We start from the raw sequence: 15,966 nt of genomic DNA on the forward strand, positions 1-15,966 counted from the left end.
TCTTACTCGACGCGCCAGCCTGCGGCCGACCAGTTCTCGACCTCGTCCGGATGCACGTCGGCATGCGTCGGGCCACCCGGATGCATCGGCTCTTCGCGGGCCATGCGGACGGTTTCGAAGGCGGGCATTTCCTGTTCTTCGGTCACGTCCTCGATGCGCGTGGTGTCGATCGCTTCTTCCATCACGTCCGTCAGCACGGGCGGAAGCGCCTCTCCAGCGACGGTTTGGCCGCTGATCTGCTCGCCCGCTCCGGATTGCTGCGCCGCGGACTCCGCCTGTGCGCTTTCGGAAGCCTTGAGCGCGGCTGCATCCTGCGCTGCCTTCTCCGCAGCAGCGCGGGCCGCGCGCTGCTCTTTCGTCAGTCCTGCCATGGTGTATTCCTCCACTACACCGGCCGAAGCTGGTACTCCGGCCGGTGATCAGGGTTGCGGTGATCAGCCGATCAGCAGCGCGATGTGTTCCGACTTGACGCCGCGCACACCCCACGCCATGCCGATCTCGTACTTCACCTGGCGGTACTGGCGATAGACGCGGACCTCGAAGGTCAGACCGGTGATCGGGTCGGTGATCATCATCGCGTCGTCGGCCGAGTCACCACCCTCCGGAACCGCCGGCGCGCGGGTCGCCAGCACGATCGCGGAGCGCGCGAAGGCCGCGTTCGGCGTGTAGTTGTTGCCAACCGTCAGAGCGTTGTTGTCCGGGACGGCTGCGCGCAGGCCAGGCGCATTGAGCACCAGCGAACCACCGGACAGCGCGCTGCCGACCACGTACTTGTTGTTGCCGTCGGCAGCGAACGTGACGATGTCGCCGGCCAGCACGGTGCCGGTACCGGTATCCAGGGCGATGCCCTTGTCGCCGATCGCGTAGCCAGCGACCAGGTTGGTCTGGTAGCTCGCACCGGTGCCCTTCGTGTGGGCCACGATGCCGCCGGAGTTGCGCAGCGCGAAGCCCTGCAGGCGATCGGTCATGCCGTTGCGCAGCATGTCGCTGGAGCCCGCCTCGTTCACCTTGAAAAGCACCGACTGCTTGCCGCGCAGGTTGGCGATCGCTGCCGAGCCCAGCACGAGCTGCAGGTCTTCCTTCGGGGCGCCGTTGTCCTCCAGGATGCGCAGGACGCCGGCCACATCGCTCAGATCGCCGGCCGTGCCGAACGGCGCAGTGCCGGCCGAGCCGTAAGCGCGGGACGCAGTGAGCTTCGCTTCGAGCGCCAGATCGACCTCGATCGCATTGATGAGCTTGCGCATGCCGTCGGTGAATTGGTCGGCGAGCACGCGGTTGAAGACGCCGGTCGAGCCGACACCCTTCTGCTCTTCGCCGTTCCAACGGATCGGCGCGACCTTCGACTTCGTGATGGTCACATCCACGTAGCTGACCGTCGTGTCGCCGCTGTTCGCGGGATTCGTGCCGGCGGTTACGTCTTCCAGCGCGCCTGCTTCGCCGATCGGAGAACGGACGGTCTGGTTCAGCGCGGCGCGCTCGGCGTTGCTGTCGCGGGTGACCGCGGGGATGAAGCCGACCATCTCGCGCGAAACGCGGTTCAGGGCTTCGTACAGGGTGGGGATGAGCCCGGTGAGCGTATTTGCCATGGTGTTGAATCTCCAGAAAAGCAAAAGCCCGCTCAATGGCGGGCTCGCATGGGGTTACCGGATCGCTCCGGCTTCTGTTTCGTGCGTCAGTCGGTGACCGTGCCACCAGCCGAGGTGTGAGCCACGCGAGCCTGCGCATCCATCGCTTCGAACTGAGCGCGCGTGACGGACTTGCCGCCACCCGAACTGCCGCCACCGCCCGAAGCGCCGCCGCCGGAGGCGCCGGACGACTTCAGGATGTGGTTCTTGTGCGGGTAGGTCTCGACCAGGTGTTCCAGAGCTTCGTCGAAGTCGGCCAGATCGCCCGGTCGCGCGCGGCTGAAAACCTTGTTGCCGCTCGCGTCGGTCGCCACGACCTTGCCGTCCTCGATCTTGAAGTGCTTGCCGAAGGCGGCCTGGGCGATGTCTGCCGGGATGGCGAGCTTCTCGGCGATGAACTTCGAGCGTGCGAAGCTGCCGCCGATCTTCTCGCCGTAGAGCTGGCCTTCCAGCTCCTCGACACGCTTCACGGTCGGCGCGTACTTCTCCTCGATCGCCTTGATCGCCTCGGTCTTCACCTTCTCGACCTCGCCGGCATCCACCAGCTTCTTGTCGTCGAGGTTCTTGACGGTGGCCAGCGCCTTGATCGCCGCCGCGGGGTCTTCGATCCCTTCGAACGGCTTCAGCTTGGCTTCGGCTGCGTCGGCGCGCTCGCGGTGGCCCTTGGCTTCCCGGTTCAGGTCGCCAATCTTCGACAGGGCAGACGGGGCGTCGAACGGGATTTCCTTCCCGTCATCGTGGACATACACCGGCTTGCCGTCCTGGACCACGACGTGGCCCTGATCATCGAGCTTCAGTTTCATGGATTTCCATCCTTGGGGTTATGGGCTTCCGCCCGGAGACAGTGGCCGCGCATCCGCGACGGCTGAAATGAAAAAGCCCGCGCGGGGCGGGCTGTGGGATCAGTTCGTCTTCGACCAATTCACGATGCTGAATTTCGTATTCAAGAACTGCCCGGATGCTGCCGCCGCATTTTGGCTCGCGTAGGCATAGAAGAACGCTCGCAACGCTGTCGTACCAGCAGTAACTGCGGAAAGCGGAGTCGCAAGCAGCATTTTTCGTCCAGTCGGTATTGTTATCGTATCGAACGTATCCGCATTTGCCTTTTTGAACATCTGGTATGGGGTGACAGCGCCGCCCGTGTGCGCAAGCTCCAGGGTCAGATCGCGCAACCCGGTCAGGTTCACAGTGCTGTCAATCTCTAATTCGACAAATAGCTGCACAGCGTCGCCAACCGAAAATGACGAAGCTCCTGCGTTAATAGCGGACGTGAATTGACTGTAGAGGTTTTGAAATCCAGTCGATGTGCCTGCGGAAATAGTCACCCGTTGCGCTTGGCGGCCATTCGCGTTTACTACCGCTGCCGCGATGGTCGCAGAAGTCATATTGTTGGCGATGGTCAGATTATTGACCACGCTACCCGTTACGGGCGCGCTGGCGGTGCCGCCAGTCCCGCACGTAAATGCGTTGCCGCCAATGAACCGCGCATCGCCAGGGCCTGGAATCAGGCCGAACCCGCGAATACCGCAGGCCGCCAGAACGTCAGCAATCCGCGCGCCGATCAGCGGGGCTGCGACCTTCGGATGCACAGACGTATCGGTGTAGTTCGCATAGATGCCAGAGGACAGCGGCTGCGGGGTCGTGAGTGCGCTGTCTGTGTAGAGGTCAGATACGGGCACGTAGATCAGGTTCGGATACTGAGATTGCAGGCTTTCGACGTAATTCGTGAGCGCCCAGTATTCCGCCGAGTGTGCCGCAGTGCTGTAGCTCTTGGACGGCAGGCAGCCGATGAAGATCGGACGGGTTCCCTGCGCGATGCAGCCGGCAATCGTGTTCAGATAAGCGGTCTGAGCCTGTGCGCGCGTGATGGCGCCCGCCACGATTTGCGTGACGTCGTTTTCCATCATCTGTATCAGCGCGTAGTTGGGCCGATACGCTGCCAAGGTCGCCGCAAACGCCGTGCTGTAGATATCGACCGACGTGGCACCGCTATACCCATAGATGCCTTGGGTCAGCAACGACGAAGCAGATGCGCCGACCTGAACCGTGGCGCCGGTCTGAAGCCACTCGAACGCATGTCCGGACAGCGCCTGCGCCCACCACAGGTGCGCATCAAACGACACAGAACCATTGACGGTGTTTGCACCAATGCGATTCTGCGCGGTGATCGAATTGCCAAACGCCATTGCGGTGGGCAGACCGGAAATCGACCTGCGCAACGGGACTACCGCGCCAGCCGCCCCCACCACCGCAGCGGCGTAGTCCGCATCCCCCCCCGGCGGCAATCCGCTACTGGCACTCGGCACAGCAGATGCTGCCACCGCATAGCCGACATCACCCGACCAGCATTGGAGCTCACCATTGACGTCTGCCGGGTACGGGCCGTAGCTCGACGTTCCCGGCATAACGTTGGTCTGCGAACGGTTCGCGCGGTCCGGCGAGAAGATGCGCAGCATGCCGGTGACGCTCGATGAGCCGATGAGCGTGAGCACCTGTCCCGCCGGAATGTTGATGCCGGTCCGCTGCCCTGCGTTGATGTTCGGCATGGGGCCTCCAGAAACGAAAAAGCCCCGGCAAAGGCCGAGGCTGGATGTGAAAAAGCCCGCACGCAGCGGGCTCATATTGAATTGCTTCAGACCATCAATCGAAGGAATACAGGTCTGACGTGAGAAGGTGCTGTATCCGCAGTTTGAAACGCTGGCGGGTCTCGTCGCCGGGCCGCAGCTGGGCGGCGTCCATCAAGGTGTCCTCCATTATGGATACGGCCTCCGAGTAAAGGCACATCTCCACTTCAAGATTCTCGCTTGCCGCCCCGCGGCCCCTTCCCCCCGTGTGCTTAAGGGCGTTGTAACTGACGAGGAAGTCGGAAGCATTGGTTTTCTTGGACCCAGGCAAGCGACCTTCAAAGAGGTTGTCGAGCTTCGCCATCACTTCTCTTACAGGGATGACTCCGTCCTCCTCAAGGATCGGAAAGACAATGTAAGCCACGGCGCCAGCGAGGAGGATCGCTGCCACGTAGTCAACATTCGAAGCCGCGTCTCGAATTCGTTCATCAGCTTCGATCAGCATATCCGCGGCGAGATCAAGCTTGTGATAGCGCCGGACCCCGAGGTCAGGAGACGATGACACGCTCGCCCCTCGCCAGGCACAGCACGCACAAGAAGCACTTCGTGCCGCCGCTGGCCCGGCCTCTGCTGATCGTCACCCCCGTCCGAGCTTCGATCAGCTCACGCCCTCCGCATCGAGGGCACTGCGCGATCTCGGCCGGCTTCGGCATCGCCTTGATGCGCGCGCGGCCGCGCTCCTGCGGCGTGTCGGGCGCTGGAGCCTTCGGGATGACGGTGAGGTGGCGGGGTTTCACGCCCGCGATTCTACGCCCGCCTGACGAAACGCCGCAGCGTGCCGTTCCTCCAGCTCGGCCAGCGTCAGTGTCTTGCCCTTGTCGTTCGAGAACTGCTCGATCTGCAGCCCCCCACGGCGGAAAAGCGCCCCGCGCGACGGCCCGAGAATGTCGTCCTGCACGCTCGCCGGCTGGCGCTTCAGCCATGCCCCGTAGCCTTCGTTCGCATCGACCTGACCGCCCTTCGATGCGCGGGTGCCGAACAGCTCCGTCTGCCCCTTGAGCAGCGCGATGGCGGTGCTTCGGCACTGCCAGTGCAGCCGCCCCGGACCGCTTCCCCAAGGCAAGGAGTGTCCCACCGGCCGGTGCCCCCCCCTGGTGTAGCGCTTGCCGTCACGAATGCGGCATTCCTGCGACGTGCGGCCGTCCAGCGTGCTCACCCATACCTCGTCGCCAAGGATGTCGTCGTTCGCCTCGAAGAATCGGTCTCGCGTCGTTGCCGCCACGTGTGACAGCGCGGTTCGCGCGACTGCCTCGGCATGCCGGCGGTCGATCTCGATCACGCCATCCTGAAACGCCCGCGCCTTCGTGCCGCGAATGTCACGCACGACCTGTGCAGTCGCCTTCCCTTCCAGGTAGCCCATACGGACAGTGTCCCGGATGCGCTGCATGCGGTCGGCCTCCAGCGACCTCCCCCACTCGCGAAGCAGACGGCCTTGAAATGGCCTGGCTATGGCGGCGGCGTAGGCCGTTTCCGCCGTCACCTGCGCGAATCGCGTGTCAAGAGCCGCCGTGTAGGCCGCTTGGTTCCAGCGCGCCTCGAAACTCGCGAGCTCTCGCATCGAGCCTTCCAGCTCCGTCTGGAGCGTCGCATAGGCCGCAGCATTCAGCTGCCGAACACTGGACAGCAGACTATCGAGGTACTCGACGGTCAGGTTATCGGGAGCGCGCTCCAGCATGGCCATGAGAGCCGCCGATATGTCCGCATCAGCACGGTTGAGCACGGCGACGATCCGCCGCACGACGTTGTTCGAGTACCGCTGCAGGTCGATCTGGTGCCGGACAGTCGCGTCCAGCAGTTCTTGGGCCGACATCAGGCGCCGGCCGGCGCCGGGTCAGTGATGGCGCCAAGGGCCGGCCCGTCCTGCCCGGCATCCTCCAGCTCGTCGTCCGCGACGATATCCGCGGAGAGCACGCCGCGGCGCTGCTGCTCAAGGATCACGCGCTTCTTGCTGATGATCCCGGCGGCCTGCAGTTCCAGCAGCAGAGACGCCGAGGCCTCGCCAAGTGAGTCTGCACCGAAGTCCTTGTGCAGCGTCGCGTGGCCGCCTTCAGGTTGCCCGATCCACTCGGCCGTGAATTGCAGCGCCTGGTCGATGGCATCTTCCAGATCCTCCGCCATCCGCTGGAGCGCGCACTTGTTTCCTTCGCCCTCGCTGGAGATCTGGGTGGCGGTGACTGCTGCACCTTCCTTTCGAACGAGCAGCTCGGCACCGGTTTGCAGCATGCGCTGCTCGATGTCCTTCAAGTCGTTGCGGCCAGCCTCGATCGCGGCTCCGCTGTGCTCCACGAACTTCAGGTCGGCGTCCTTCGGCAGCTTCACGGCCGAAGATGCCCCCACCGTGATATCGACCTCTCCCTCCGCGCCGACCAGCGCCAGGATTGGCACACGCGCCACGTGCAGGATGTTCTGCTGGTCGCTCTTCGACTGCCAGTGCTCCACGTTCTGGTGCGCCAGTTCGAGAAGCGGCGGCGCTGAAGTCCCGAACCCTGTCCGCTGTCCGTAGCAGAACACGAACGGAACCGCATTCAAGGTAGTGAGACCTTCGTTGTGCAGCTGCCATTCTTCTTGGCCGTTTGCCGTGCGAACCTTGCGGTACGTGCGCCACCGGCCGGGCTCCAGCACACGGACCTGCTCGAACTCGCGCTCACCGAACTCTCCGGCATCCTCCGCTTCGTTCTCAAGCAGGCGGATCTGCGCGAGCGTGATGACGCCATTCGTGCGACGGGTCTTCCAGCCCAAGACGGCTCCGGCCGGGTAGCGCTTCCAGTAAGGCCTCAGACCAGCCTCCAGCTCCTGAGCCCGGGTGCGCACGCCTTCTGCCGGAGGGAAGTCGATCAGGATGCCGCTGATTCCTACGGACAGGATGTCGACCATCAGGTCGCCTGCAAATGCATGCAGGTTGCGGCCCTCCAGATCGATGTTCTGTGCGAACCCCTTGATAGGCTCGGGCACGTTATCGCCCAGCTGTAGCGGTTTGCTGAAAGGCTTTCCCGACAGCACGCGGACGGTCTGGCTGAATGCCGGGTACAGCGTGCTGACGGCAAGCCGCGCGTCGTACGACTTCTGTTCTTCGTTGGGCCACTTCGGCAGGAAATTCTTCGCCGCGGCTCTCATCGCCGATGTGCCGCCCATCAGAGCGCGCACGAGCGGCCAGTGCTTGGCCATCTCGGCTACAGCTTCTGATTCATTGCGGACAGCATCGGTCATCGGGTAGTCCTCACATGCGCAGCGGGGCGACAGTGGCAGATCGAGTCGGCATCGTGCAGCGGTAGCGCGTCTCGTCCGCAACGTGGTCTTCGGCGTCGGTGTCGATGTCGTCAGGCTGACGCTCGTCGCGCGGGAGCACAGGGACCGTTCGGATGAACTGCCGGCAGGTGTCGAACACCAGCAGGCCAGGCTCTTCCATCGGATGCTGAAGCGCCGCCTTCAGCATCTTGCGCATGCGCTCCCAGCCATTGCGACGGCTGCCGGGACCCTTGTCCGCCTTCTCCCACTTCACGCCGGCGCGGGCCATGTCGTCTGCGATGCACACGCCGTTCTGGGTGTCGAAAATGGCCGAATCGGCAGGTCCGGACCTGACGCGGCCAGCGAGGCCGATCTCCTTCTCCAGCTTGACGATGCCCTTCGCGACCTCCACGGCCAGCATGCGCAGGCCTTCGTTCGGTTTCCCGCTCCAACCGTACCACTCGGCCACACGAATGAGCGTGCCGCGCGGGAAGCTGCGCCTGGTGCCGTCACGCATTACCGCATCGGTGCCGTCCGTTTCCGCCCACCAACCGACGCTGAATGGCTTGCTGCTACCCCAGTCGAAGGACCGGTCGATGCGCCAGCCGGCGGGGATATCGAATGGCTGCAGCGCGTGCCGATTTTCGTCCCACACGTCGTCGAACATGCCGCCGGCCACGATGTTCCAGTCGCCGTCGCGCATTGCCTTCACGAGCGCAGCATTGCCAAGGCCTTCGAGTCGATCCACGTAATCCGGGTCGTTCTCAAGCAGCGTCGGATTGTCCGCGAGCTTCGCCGGGATGTACTGGCGGAGCATGCCGCCCTCGGACTTCGGTTGCCGGTTGATCTGCCGCGGCGGCGCGATGTCGATGAACGTCGCCTTGACCCAGTTGTGGCCGATACCGCCCGGGTTGGCGCTGCCAAGGATGCGCGGGAACAGTCCGGCGTACTTCTTCGGCAGCTTCAGCGCGCCCATACGACAGCGGCCGCGCAGGTACCGGTAGATCTTCTCGGTGAAGTGCGTCAGCTCATCGAGCATCAGGACGTGAATCTCGGCGCCCTGGTACTTCGTCACGTCCTTCTCGTACTGGCAGTGGCAGAGGTGGATCTTCGAGCCGTTCCAGAACTCGATGAAGGCCTTCGACCAGTTGATCTTGACCAGACCACAGTCAATCCACTCGGAGAGCAGAGCAGGAAACCCGCTCACTCCCTCCATGTGGTTCTTCAGCAGGTCATCGGACAACCGGCGAAAGATATAGACCTGCAGGCCCGGGATGTCAGTGCACCACGCGATGGCACCGACTCGCATGAGGTGGGACTTTCCGCCGCCCGCCGCGCCGCCGTAGAGAATCTCCGTTGCTTCGGAAAGGTACGCCTCACTCTGCTGCGGGTGGAGGGCGAGTTCCATTCAGCACCAGCTTCAGTTCCGGCGTCTTGATCTCGCCGCTGTGCTCCACCTTGTCCTTGAACATGCCGAAGTGCCGGCCCAGCAGCTCGAGGTTCTTCACCTTGTCCGGCCACTTGATCTTCTTCAGGATGCCGATCATCTCCCGCTGTTCGCCGCGGCCCTCGAACATTTCGGCCAGGTCGAACCCGCTCAGGTACTGGCGCCAGACCTTCGGCCACTCGCTCACCGGCTTGATCGCCATGTCGTCGTCCATGATGTCCAGAACGTCCATCTGGTCGATTTCGATCATCCGCTTCAGGACATAGTCGGCATCGACCTCGGTGCGCTCTGTGCGCGCCTTCTTCGCCGCGGCTATGGCGGCGGCCACATCAACATTCCTCAACAGTCGCTCGCCCTGTGAGGCGGCCGTCTTCGCGCTGTACCCGGCACGGGTTGCTGCCTGGGTGGCGTTCAGGTCGATCAGGTACTCATCGACGAAGCGCTGCTGTCGCGGGGTGAGGTCCATGTCGGCACCCTTTCGGTGTCCGCATGTGCTGCGGATGCCATCACGGCATAGAGGAACCCGCCTGGTGCGCGTCGCCCTGTCGGGCCAGCACTACCGGCAATCCAGCGTTCTAGGCGTGGCGGGTGTTGAAATCGTGGAGCGGTCAGAGGGAATCGAACCCGTCACTGCGCGGCTTGGAAGGCCGGCGGCACACCTTGCGCTTGACCGCGTGAAAAAGCCGGAACCGCCCGAAAACGGCGCCGGCAAAGGACAACAGGGAGGAGATGTCACAGACGACAGACGACAAAAAGCCCGCCGGGATTTCTCCGGGCGGGCTATTGGTGCCTATCTGAAATTACTATAACCGTACATTTTCCGTTTTTCAACCCGGTGTGAAGCGATTCGACTTCCTTCTGTTCTCTGTCGCTGGTATCGCTCTGAGGTTGAATTCGCAGTGCAGCCCGCAGACATATCGGCTGACCAGCGGGATGATGTGGTCGACGTCATGAGGAATCCCTGTCTGGGCCACAAGTTGATCGCGCTGCCTGTAAATCTCCAGCATCGCTGCGCGGTCTGCCCATATCGGAGTGGCCAAGCGATGAAGCAGGAACCTTCGTTCCCGTGGTGACCTTGCAGCAGCGACCTGCTCTGCCCAGAACGCCTTCGTCTCGGGATTTGTCCAGATGTGCCGCTCGGTGATGCCCTGGATTCGATCCTGCACCCACTCCGTCCAGTCGATTCTTGACGTGCAGTCGAGACGCCTTGCCTCGATCTCCGCCGCAGCATCGAGAAAGACGCCCACTGGCTCCCCGGTGGTCGACTCGTACCACGACTTGAACTCCTGACTATGCAGGTGCTCCGCCAGCTTTTGTTCGAAGGCTCGGCGCTCCGCCGCCTTGCGTCGGTCTCTTGCATCAGGCTCAGTTGTCCGATGCTTCCGCGCGTTGAGGCGTGCGATCTCCTGCTGCCACTCCTCCTTCTTGATGCGCTCGCGGGCGCGTCGCTCTTCGGCCGTCATCTTCACGATTCGACGATTCCCTTGGCTTTCAGCTTCGCGTCGATCGCCGCCTCGGCGCGGTTCATCGCAGCGGAGAAGTGCTTCCCGATTCGCTCCATGTACTCGGCGACCGTAGCTCTGCTCACGCCGCAGCGGTCCGCTATCTCCAGCTGGGTGGTCTTCACTCCACACGACTTCATCACGAGCATGCGGCGCATCTGGTAGTGGCTGACCTGTCCGGTCAGACCAGCGCGCAGCACGTACTGGATCAGCCATTCGATGGATTCCGACCACTCGATCGCGGGTCGGCGGCCAGCGCAGCAAGGTGCGCGGCATTCGCATTGCTCTGTGCGCGGCGAGAACTTCGTGATGAGGAGGTGCTGCTCCTCGGGCTTCAGGGTCGCCACCTCCGCCCGGATCATCCCGGCCTGCCCTGCCCCGTCCAGACCAACGAGGCCTTTCCCGCTGCGCTTGGGGCCGTCGGCCATGCGGTTCATCACCGGCCGGTCGTACGCCTGGTGAGAGAAGTTGAATGCGAACACCAGCGCGGCATGCGTGCTGCTGAACAGCGGTTCCACTTCGACCTGCACTGCGGCTTGGCTCATACCACCTCCCTGATCTCTATCACTGCGCCCGGAGAACTCAGCGCGTCCGGGTCTTCGCCGGGGTACACCTTGGCCAGGCGCGAGTACTCCACCACCCGGGCGTCGTCGGCCCAGATGCCGGCATCCGACAGCGCATCCTCGGTGGAGCGCGCCAGCTTCGACAGGTCGGGCGTGCGCATCGGGTACGTGCGCCGGCGCTTCGGGGCGCTCTGCGGCTTCGGCAGCGTGAAGACCATGCGCACCACCACCGGGGCATCGATCGGCCGGCCACCGGACACGGCGAGGAGCTGCTCGGCAGCCGCCTTCACGTCCTGGCGCCACGGCCGGACCTTCTTCGACGACTCCGTGAGGATTGCCCGGCCGGCCTTGCTCATGCCCATATAGCTTTTTGATCCTTGAGGAGCAGGAGTGCCCCTTACAACGAGACGAATCACGCGCGCACACTCCCCGTCTTCTGGCGTTGATGCCAATTCCTGAGGTATTCGATCCTGATGTTGCGAGTCCTCGTCAGGTACTCCGTCAAACAAATCAAGCATCGACGCTGACCTCCTTTGTTCTGAAATTCGTGCCCCTGCTTGCATACGCTCATCCCCGCAGGGGTTAGCTCGGACCTCACCAGGTTCTCCCTGGGGGTAACCGGTTGAAGATGGTCCGGATTCACGCAATTACGAACCCTGCACAGGTGGTCCAACACAAGACCGGCCGGGACACTTCCACGAATCAATTCATAGACAAGCCTGTGTGCCTGGAATGTTTTATTGCCCAGGCTGGCCCACCCATACCCGTCACGGCTCCGAGACCTAAGCCATAGCCAGCACCCGCCATCTCCTGGTCCAATGTTTCTTCTGATGTGGCGAGGGAGGCTTGAAGGCGTAACGTCCTCCTGCCACTTACTCAAAGGCTTCGGCGCGGTCACTAGACGTTCCTTCCCGGCGTGCCGCGCACCTGAAGGCGGATCACTCGGCCTGCTTCTTCCGCGCCTGCCACAGCTCGACCACCGCCGCCCTGACCCTCTCCAGCTCCTCCGGCGACATCCTGGCCGCCACCGCATCCCGCACGTGCCGCGGCTGCTCCGAAATCCATCTGATCCTGCATTCCCAACACCCCTGTCGATACCATCCCGAGATCCCTCCATGCGCCGCGTCGTACGCGCAGCAGTCGCAGTCCGTCACGCTTCCTCGCTGACCCGTGGCGCGCACCGGCCGCCGCTCCACACCTCACCCAGCGCCTCCGAGGCCATGGCGATCTGCGACGGCAGCAGCCGGTCGCCGGCCAGGTACATCCGGCGCAGCTGGTGCGCCCAGTCCCGGTCACCCGACTCGCGAATCCGCACGGTCGCGGCGCGCTCCAGGTTCGCGGCCCTGCGGTCGGCATCCGGTACCGGCGGCGGCAACGCCACGCGCTGCTCGGCGACCTGGTTGCGGCAGAGCTCGATGAACTCCGGCAGGGTCGGCGGCAGCGACTTCGAGCGGCAGGACTCGAGTGCGCGCCCGATGCGCTCCGGCTGGCCTGCGAATCCGGCGAGCGCCTCCGCCCACGTTGCCTTCGCGTTCAGCAGCCCGCGGTCGAACTGCCGGCCGCCACGCTGCACCGTCTCGCCGCTGCGCCAGCGGTCGACCCACAGCGAGCCGTACATGCCCTGCATGCGGTCGAAGATCCGCTCAACCCAGGAGTCGGGTAGCGCTGCCGTCGATTGTTCGGCTGTCGTGGTCATCGTGCTGTCCTCGTTGCTCCGCGGCACAGGCCTCGCGGAAGTCGGAAAGTCGGGAGCCGGCGGCGATGCGGCGGCTTTCCTCGCGGGTCATGGGGCCGTCTCGGGGCGGGCTGCGGCCGGCTGGAGCGGCGATCACTTCGGGCAGGAAGACGTCGAGGTAGCCGGCGTTGATCGGCCTCGGGTCCGCGGCGTCGTGGCGACGCTGCTGGGCGATTTCCAGCGCCTGCAAGGCCTGCGCGTCGGTGACGCCGCGCTCAGCCCAGCTGCGAACACGGGGATCGCCGGTCTGAAGCGCCGCGCCGCGGTTGCGCAGGAGCAGGACCAGCTGGAGGGCTCGTTCGGTCACAGCGTCAGGCGGCGCAGCAGCAGCAGCGACGGCCTGGCCTGTCTCCGGTTGAGTCTCTGATGCTGCTTGCTGGAGAGAGGTTGTTGACTGGTGTCTGGTGTCTGGTGCTTGGTGAGCTTTCTGCTGGGTTTCGTTTTCTGAACCCGCAGATAACCCACTGGGTTTCTGTTGGGTTTCGCCTTCGTCTGTTTTCTTCACCCGTTTCGGTCGTCCGCCTTTCCGTCCGTTTTCCTTCGCAGCGTTGATCTTGGCCTGCGCCTTCTCGATCTCTTGTTCGATCCGGCGCTTCGTCCAGATGCCGTCGGTCCGCGTGAAGAACTCCAGCAGAACGGCATCCACCGCAGCCTTCTCTTCCCGCGTGCGAGCGCGCGCCAGCCGGTGCGCCTGATCAGCCGGAATGCCGGCTTCAGTCGCGTAGTAGCGGTCCATGAGAAGGGTGTAGGCACCGTGCTCGAGCATCGTCAGGTGCGCGGTGTCGCGCACGTAATCGCCGATGTGCCGTTCGTAGTAGTTCAAGCGGCCACCCCATGCTTCTGTGCTTCGTCGCGGCGGTGGTAGGCCTCCCACATGCGCAGGTTCGCCAGCCGTGCGATGTCAATGGCCTGCGATGGCGTCAGGCGCGTGGCGTCCTTGTTCGGCGTGGCGCGGCGGATGCATTCCACGATGACGTGTGGCCGGTGGTGGAGGTCGGTGTAGTCCTTTCCGTAGCTCAGCAGCAGCACGCCGCTGGCCTTGCTCGGCAGGCAGTCCAGCAGATCCGGCTTCCAGATGTCGGCCGGCATGGCGTAGTAGTGCTTCCAGACCTTCGGCGGGTGCTGGCGGGCGGTAGTCGTTACCTCTTGCCGGCGTTGCCCCGGTATCCATGCGCCGTACTGTCGGTGCCACCACTTGTCCTTCTTGGCGTCCGCCTTCAGGTCGGCACGGCTGATCTTCACCTCGACATCGATGATGCGCAGGTCGGTGGTGACGCCCAGAACGTCGCACTCGTGACCGGTCCAGCCGCAGTTGTCGACCAGCACGACGCACTTTCGCGCCAGCGTCTGCAGCGCGATGGCGCGGGCGATGGAGTGTTCAGACCACTGGCTCACGCGAACATCTCCATCTGAACCGGCTCAGGCCACAGCCACGATTCGCCGGCGCGCAGGCGGCGCTCGATATCGCGACGAACCTGCTCGCGGTCTGCGCGCGGCCACTGCCGCATGTGGGCCGCAAGGTGCATGCGCAGCTGGTAGGCGAGGTTCATGCGCGCACCGCCGTCAGGATCACCACCGACACGCTGGTGCCGGCGAACTCGTTGTCGTAGGTGCGCGACCACTCGCACGACCAGCCGGGCAGCACGTCCTTTTCCTTGGCGCTGGCCGGCAGGATGGCGACGAGTCGGCCGTCCTTGGAGAGCATGGCCGCAGCGTGCTCGAGGTGCGCCTGCCACCGGCCTTCGCTGAACGGCGGGTTCATGACGATCCGATCGACCCGCAGAGAGGTGGCCATCGTGAGGAAGTCGCCGCAGGTCACCGAGAAGCCCTTGGCCTCGAGCACCTTGCAGTGCAGCGCGCTGATCTCGACGCACAGCGTCCGATCCTTCGGCATCCGGTCGGCCAGGCCGCCGGTGCCAGCGCTGGGCTCGAGGCAGGCGTGATCCGGGCCGATCTGCGCGGCCTCGATCGCAGCCGCGGCGACGTTCTCAGGCGTGGGATAGAACTGATGCGCCTTCTGATCTGGCAGGCAGCCGGATGCGACCACCTCGGACACCGCATCGCGGGCGTCGTAGTCGAAGGCGTAGTAGTGCCCGTTCCGGCCGTTCGGCGTCTTCACGCCGCCCAGGTAGGCCATGACGCGGTCGATGTCGGCTTGCAGGGCCTTGTCGTCCACGCGGCCGTACTTCAGCTGCAGCCCGTGGCTGATCTTCGTGCGCAGGTATTCCTGACGCCACGCCTGCGGGCCGGTGTTCTTCTCCAGCAGGTAGGCTTCCTCCATTCCGCCCAGCGCTTCGACGACGCGGAACGGCAGCGGCCGCCCCATCATCACGAAGTCCTTGGTCTTCTTCTTCGGGCGCTGGCGGAACTGGGCGGGAATCGCGAGCGGGTAGAGATGCGCCAGCACGCAGTTCAGGCGCCACGCCATGTCCGGGTGCACCTCGAGGTGCGCGGTACCGCACTTGTAGGCGCGCAGACGCAGCGCACCGCCATCCAGCGTCAGCCACTCGCCGCGGTGCTGCCGGCGCGCAATGTCGACCACGCTGGATGTAGCGTTCCAGCCCGGCTCGTCGCGCCCCATGAACTTCGCGATCACCTTGCGCAGGTCATTGATGTAACCGACGCGGTCGCTGTCCGTGTTGCCGTAGCCGTTGATCAGCCGCGCGATGATCATGCGCCGGCCGAATCCCTCCGGGCAGTTGGTCACGTGCTCACCGGACAGCGCTCGGAAGATGCCGTCCACGCGCTCGGCCAGGAACTTTGCGCGGCTGTTCAGCAGGTCCAGCAGCGTCGCGCGGACGGTCTGTTCCTCGAAGTCAGGGAGCGGCGGAAGATCCTTGTCGCTGCTGTGCCGAGCGGCCTTTCGGCCCTGCGGATAGCGAATCTGTTCGTTCCACTGGTTTCGGCGTTCCTGCGGCATGGCGTCGTAGACGTCAGTCAGGTTCAGCGCCTTCGACCAGTAGGCCGCGTTCAGCGCCGCGACGGCGCCGGCCTGCTCGAACAGCTGGGTAGCTGCCGATGACAGCGACGTGCGCCCGCGGTCTGGGTCGGAATTGCCGTCCAGGAAGTAGTTCAGGACGCCGGCGCACTCCGGGCCGTTGATGAAGGCGGCAGCCGCCTCGATCCGCGCGCGGTCCTGCCGGTAGCCGGCCACCAGCCCGTCGACCATGTCGGTCGAGGTCGGCGCGAAAAAGGCCGAGACATCGTCTATCAGGTCGCCGTCGCGCGCGGCCGCGATCACATCA

The 15,966-nt window shown here is 64.3% G+C and carries 20 protein-coding genes; 1 reads left to right on the top strand and 19 read right to left on the bottom strand.

Annotated features, from left to right (window positions below; all coding sequences use genetic code 11):
- Nucleotides 1-2: 2 nt before the first annotated feature.
- From METUNV1_RS08235 to METUNV1_RS08280, 10 genes are all read right to left on the bottom strand, one after another.
- Complete coding sequence (locus METUNV1_RS08235) at nt 3-371, bottom strand: hypothetical protein (protein ID WP_008060702.1); 369 nt, start codon at nt 369-371, stop codon at nt 3-5.
- Nucleotides 372-434: 63 nt separating this feature from the next.
- Nucleotides 435-1,586 (bottom strand): major capsid protein, encoded by a 1,152-nt coding sequence (locus tag METUNV1_RS08240; RefSeq protein ID WP_008060703.1) that lies wholly within the window; start codon nt 1,584-1,586, stop codon nt 435-437.
- Nucleotides 1,587-1,672: 86 nt separating this feature from the next.
- Nucleotides 1,673-2,428: a DUF6651 domain-containing protein gene (locus METUNV1_RS08245; RefSeq protein ID WP_008060705.1), complete on the bottom strand. Its 756-nt coding sequence runs from the start codon at nt 2,426-2,428 to the stop codon at nt 1,673-1,675.
- Between the two features lie 99 nt (nt 2,429-2,527).
- A complete protein-coding gene (locus METUNV1_RS08250; protein WP_193374306.1) occupies nt 2,528-4,246 on the bottom strand; it encodes an SGNH/GDSL hydrolase family protein in 1,719 nt (572 codons plus the stop codon).
- 19 nt (nt 4,247-4,265) lie between these two features.
- Nucleotides 4,266-4,694, bottom strand: coding sequence for a hypothetical protein (locus METUNV1_RS08255; RefSeq protein WP_043359412.1), 429 nt, complete (start codon nt 4,692-4,694; stop codon nt 4,266-4,268).
- A 43-nt stretch (nt 4,695-4,737) separates the two neighbouring features.
- Nucleotides 4,738-4,986: a hypothetical protein gene (locus tag METUNV1_RS08260; protein WP_008060711.1), complete on the bottom strand. Its 249-nt coding sequence runs from the start codon at nt 4,984-4,986 to the stop codon at nt 4,738-4,740.
- Nucleotides 4,983-6,059, bottom strand: coding sequence for a structural protein (locus tag METUNV1_RS08265; RefSeq protein ID WP_008060713.1), 1,077 nt, complete (start codon nt 6,057-6,059; stop codon nt 4,983-4,985). The genes METUNV1_RS08260 and METUNV1_RS08265 overlap by 4 nt, the downstream gene beginning before the upstream one ends.
- Nucleotides 6,059-7,456: a DUF4055 domain-containing protein gene (locus METUNV1_RS08270; protein WP_008060715.1), complete on the bottom strand. Its 1,398-nt coding sequence runs from the start codon at nt 7,454-7,456 to the stop codon at nt 6,059-6,061. The genes METUNV1_RS08265 and METUNV1_RS08270 overlap by 1 nt, the downstream gene beginning before the upstream one ends.
- A 10-nt stretch (nt 7,457-7,466) precedes the next feature.
- A complete protein-coding gene (locus METUNV1_RS08275) occupies nt 7,467-8,882 on the bottom strand; it encodes a terminase large subunit domain-containing protein (protein WP_008060718.1) in 1,416 nt (471 codons plus the stop codon).
- Complete coding sequence (locus METUNV1_RS08280; RefSeq protein ID WP_008060720.1) at nt 8,851-9,387, bottom strand: terminase small subunit; 537 nt, start codon at nt 9,385-9,387, stop codon at nt 8,851-8,853. Before METUNV1_RS08280 ends, METUNV1_RS08275 begins: the two co-directional genes overlap by 32 nt.
- 64 nt (nt 9,388-9,451) lie before the next feature.
- Between METUNV1_RS08280 and METUNV1_RS08285 the strand changes: the two genes are divergently transcribed.
- The gene (locus METUNV1_RS08285) at nt 9,452-9,730 is read left to right on the top strand and encodes a hypothetical protein (protein ID WP_139026328.1); all 279 of its coding nucleotides are present in this window, start codon (nt 9,452-9,454) and stop codon (nt 9,728-9,730) included.
- 18 nt (nt 9,731-9,748) lie between these two features.
- Here the strand turns inward: METUNV1_RS08285 and METUNV1_RS08290 are convergent, their stop codons facing one another.
- Genes METUNV1_RS08290 through METUNV1_RS08330 form a run of 9 tightly spaced genes read right to left on the bottom strand, consistent with a single transcriptional unit; the run spans nt 9,749 to nt 15,962 of the window.
- Nucleotides 9,749-10,390, bottom strand: a complete 642-nt coding sequence (locus METUNV1_RS08290) for a hypothetical protein (RefSeq protein WP_008060721.1) — start codon at nt 10,388-10,390, stop codon at nt 9,749-9,751.
- A complete protein-coding gene (locus METUNV1_RS08295) occupies nt 10,387-10,968 on the bottom strand; it encodes a hypothetical protein (RefSeq protein ID WP_008060723.1) in 582 nt (193 codons plus the stop codon). The genes METUNV1_RS08290 and METUNV1_RS08295 overlap by 4 nt, the downstream gene beginning before the upstream one ends.
- Entirely contained in the window at nt 10,965-11,342 is a 378-nt protein-coding gene (locus METUNV1_RS08300) for a RusA family crossover junction endodeoxyribonuclease (protein WP_197315199.1), read from the bottom strand. Before METUNV1_RS08300 ends, METUNV1_RS08295 begins: the two co-directional genes overlap by 4 nt.
- Nucleotides 11,343-11,398: 56 nt before the next feature.
- Nucleotides 11,399-12,103 carry an HNH endonuclease signature motif containing protein gene (locus METUNV1_RS20210; protein ID WP_081471343.1) on the bottom strand — a complete coding sequence of 235 codons (705 nt, stop codon included), beginning with the start codon at nt 12,101-12,103 and terminating at the stop codon, nt 11,399-11,401.
- 33 nt (nt 12,104-12,136) lie between these two features.
- On the bottom strand, nt 12,137-12,682 hold the full coding sequence (locus METUNV1_RS08310; RefSeq protein ID WP_139026329.1) for a hypothetical protein: 546 nt from the start codon (nt 12,680-12,682) through the stop codon (nt 12,137-12,139).
- Nucleotides 12,630-13,544, bottom strand: coding sequence for a YdaU family protein (locus METUNV1_RS08315; RefSeq protein ID WP_008060729.1), 915 nt, complete (start codon nt 13,542-13,544; stop codon nt 12,630-12,632). The genes METUNV1_RS08310 and METUNV1_RS08315 overlap by 53 nt, the downstream gene beginning before the upstream one ends.
- Nucleotides 13,541-14,116 carry a hypothetical protein gene (locus tag METUNV1_RS08320; RefSeq protein ID WP_008060731.1) on the bottom strand — a complete coding sequence of 192 codons (576 nt, stop codon included), beginning with the start codon at nt 14,114-14,116 and terminating at the stop codon, nt 13,541-13,543. Before METUNV1_RS08320 ends, METUNV1_RS08315 begins: the two co-directional genes overlap by 4 nt.
- Complete coding sequence (locus tag METUNV1_RS08325; protein WP_008060732.1) at nt 14,113-14,271, bottom strand: hypothetical protein; 159 nt, start codon at nt 14,269-14,271, stop codon at nt 14,113-14,115. The genes METUNV1_RS08320 and METUNV1_RS08325 overlap by 4 nt, the downstream gene beginning before the upstream one ends.
- Complete coding sequence (locus METUNV1_RS08330) at nt 14,268-15,962, bottom strand: class I SAM-dependent methyltransferase (protein ID WP_197315201.1); 1,695 nt, start codon at nt 15,960-15,962, stop codon at nt 14,268-14,270. Before METUNV1_RS08330 ends, METUNV1_RS08325 begins: the two co-directional genes overlap by 4 nt.
- Nucleotides 15,963-15,966 lie beyond the last annotated feature (4 nt).

This window comes from Methyloversatilis universalis FAM5 (genome assembly GCF_000214035.2).
Lineage (GTDB): Bacteria > Pseudomonadota > Gammaproteobacteria > Burkholderiales > Rhodocyclaceae > Methyloversatilis > Methyloversatilis universalis.

Excerpts from the sequence above, each read along its gene's own strand:
- METUNV1_RS08235 (WP_008060702.1), bottom strand. The coding sequence starts at position 371 with ATGGCAGGACTGACGAAAGAGCAGCGCGCGGCCCGCGCTGCTGCGGAG.
- METUNV1_RS08240 (WP_008060703.1), bottom strand. The coding sequence starts at position 1,586 with ATGGCAAATACGCTCACCGGGCTCATCCCCACCCTGTACGAAGCCCTG.
- METUNV1_RS08245 (WP_008060705.1), bottom strand. The coding sequence starts at position 2,428 with ATGAAACTGAAGCTCGATGATCAGGGCCACGTCGTGGTCCAGGACGGC.
- METUNV1_RS08250 (WP_193374306.1), bottom strand. The coding sequence starts at position 4,246 with ATGAGCCCGCTGCGTGCGGGCTTTTTCACATCCAGCCTCGGCCTTTGC.
- METUNV1_RS08255 (WP_043359412.1), bottom strand. The coding sequence starts at position 4,694 with ATGCTGATCGAAGCTGATGAACGAATTCGAGACGCGGCTTCGAATGTT.
- METUNV1_RS08265 (WP_008060713.1), bottom strand. The coding sequence starts at position 6,059 with ATGTCGGCCCAAGAACTGCTGGACGCGACTGTCCGGCACCAGATCGAC.
- METUNV1_RS08270 (WP_008060715.1), bottom strand. The coding sequence starts at position 7,456 with ATGACCGATGCTGTCCGCAATGAATCAGAAGCTGTAGCCGAGATGGCC.
- METUNV1_RS08275 (WP_008060718.1), bottom strand. The coding sequence starts at position 8,882 with ATGGAACTCGCCCTCCACCCGCAGCAGAGTGAGGCGTACCTTTCCGAA.
- METUNV1_RS08280 (WP_008060720.1), bottom strand. The coding sequence starts at position 9,387 with ATGGACCTCACCCCGCGACAGCAGCGCTTCGTCGATGAGTACCTGATC.
- METUNV1_RS08295 (WP_008060723.1), bottom strand. The coding sequence starts at position 10,968 with ATGAGCCAAGCCGCAGTGCAGGTCGAAGTGGAACCGCTGTTCAGCAGC.
- METUNV1_RS08300 (WP_197315199.1), bottom strand. The coding sequence starts at position 11,342 with ATGAGCAAGGCCGGCCGGGCAATCCTCACGGAGTCGTCGAAGAAGGTC.
- METUNV1_RS20210 (WP_081471343.1), bottom strand. The coding sequence starts at position 12,103 with ATGGAGGGATCTCGGGATGGTATCGACAGGGGTGTTGGGAATGCAGGA.
- METUNV1_RS08310 (WP_139026329.1), bottom strand. The coding sequence starts at position 12,682 with ATGACCACGACAGCCGAACAATCGACGGCAGCGCTACCCGACTCCTGG.
- METUNV1_RS08325 (WP_008060732.1), bottom strand. The coding sequence starts at position 14,271 with ATGAACCTCGCCTACCAGCTGCGCATGCACCTTGCGGCCCACATGCGG.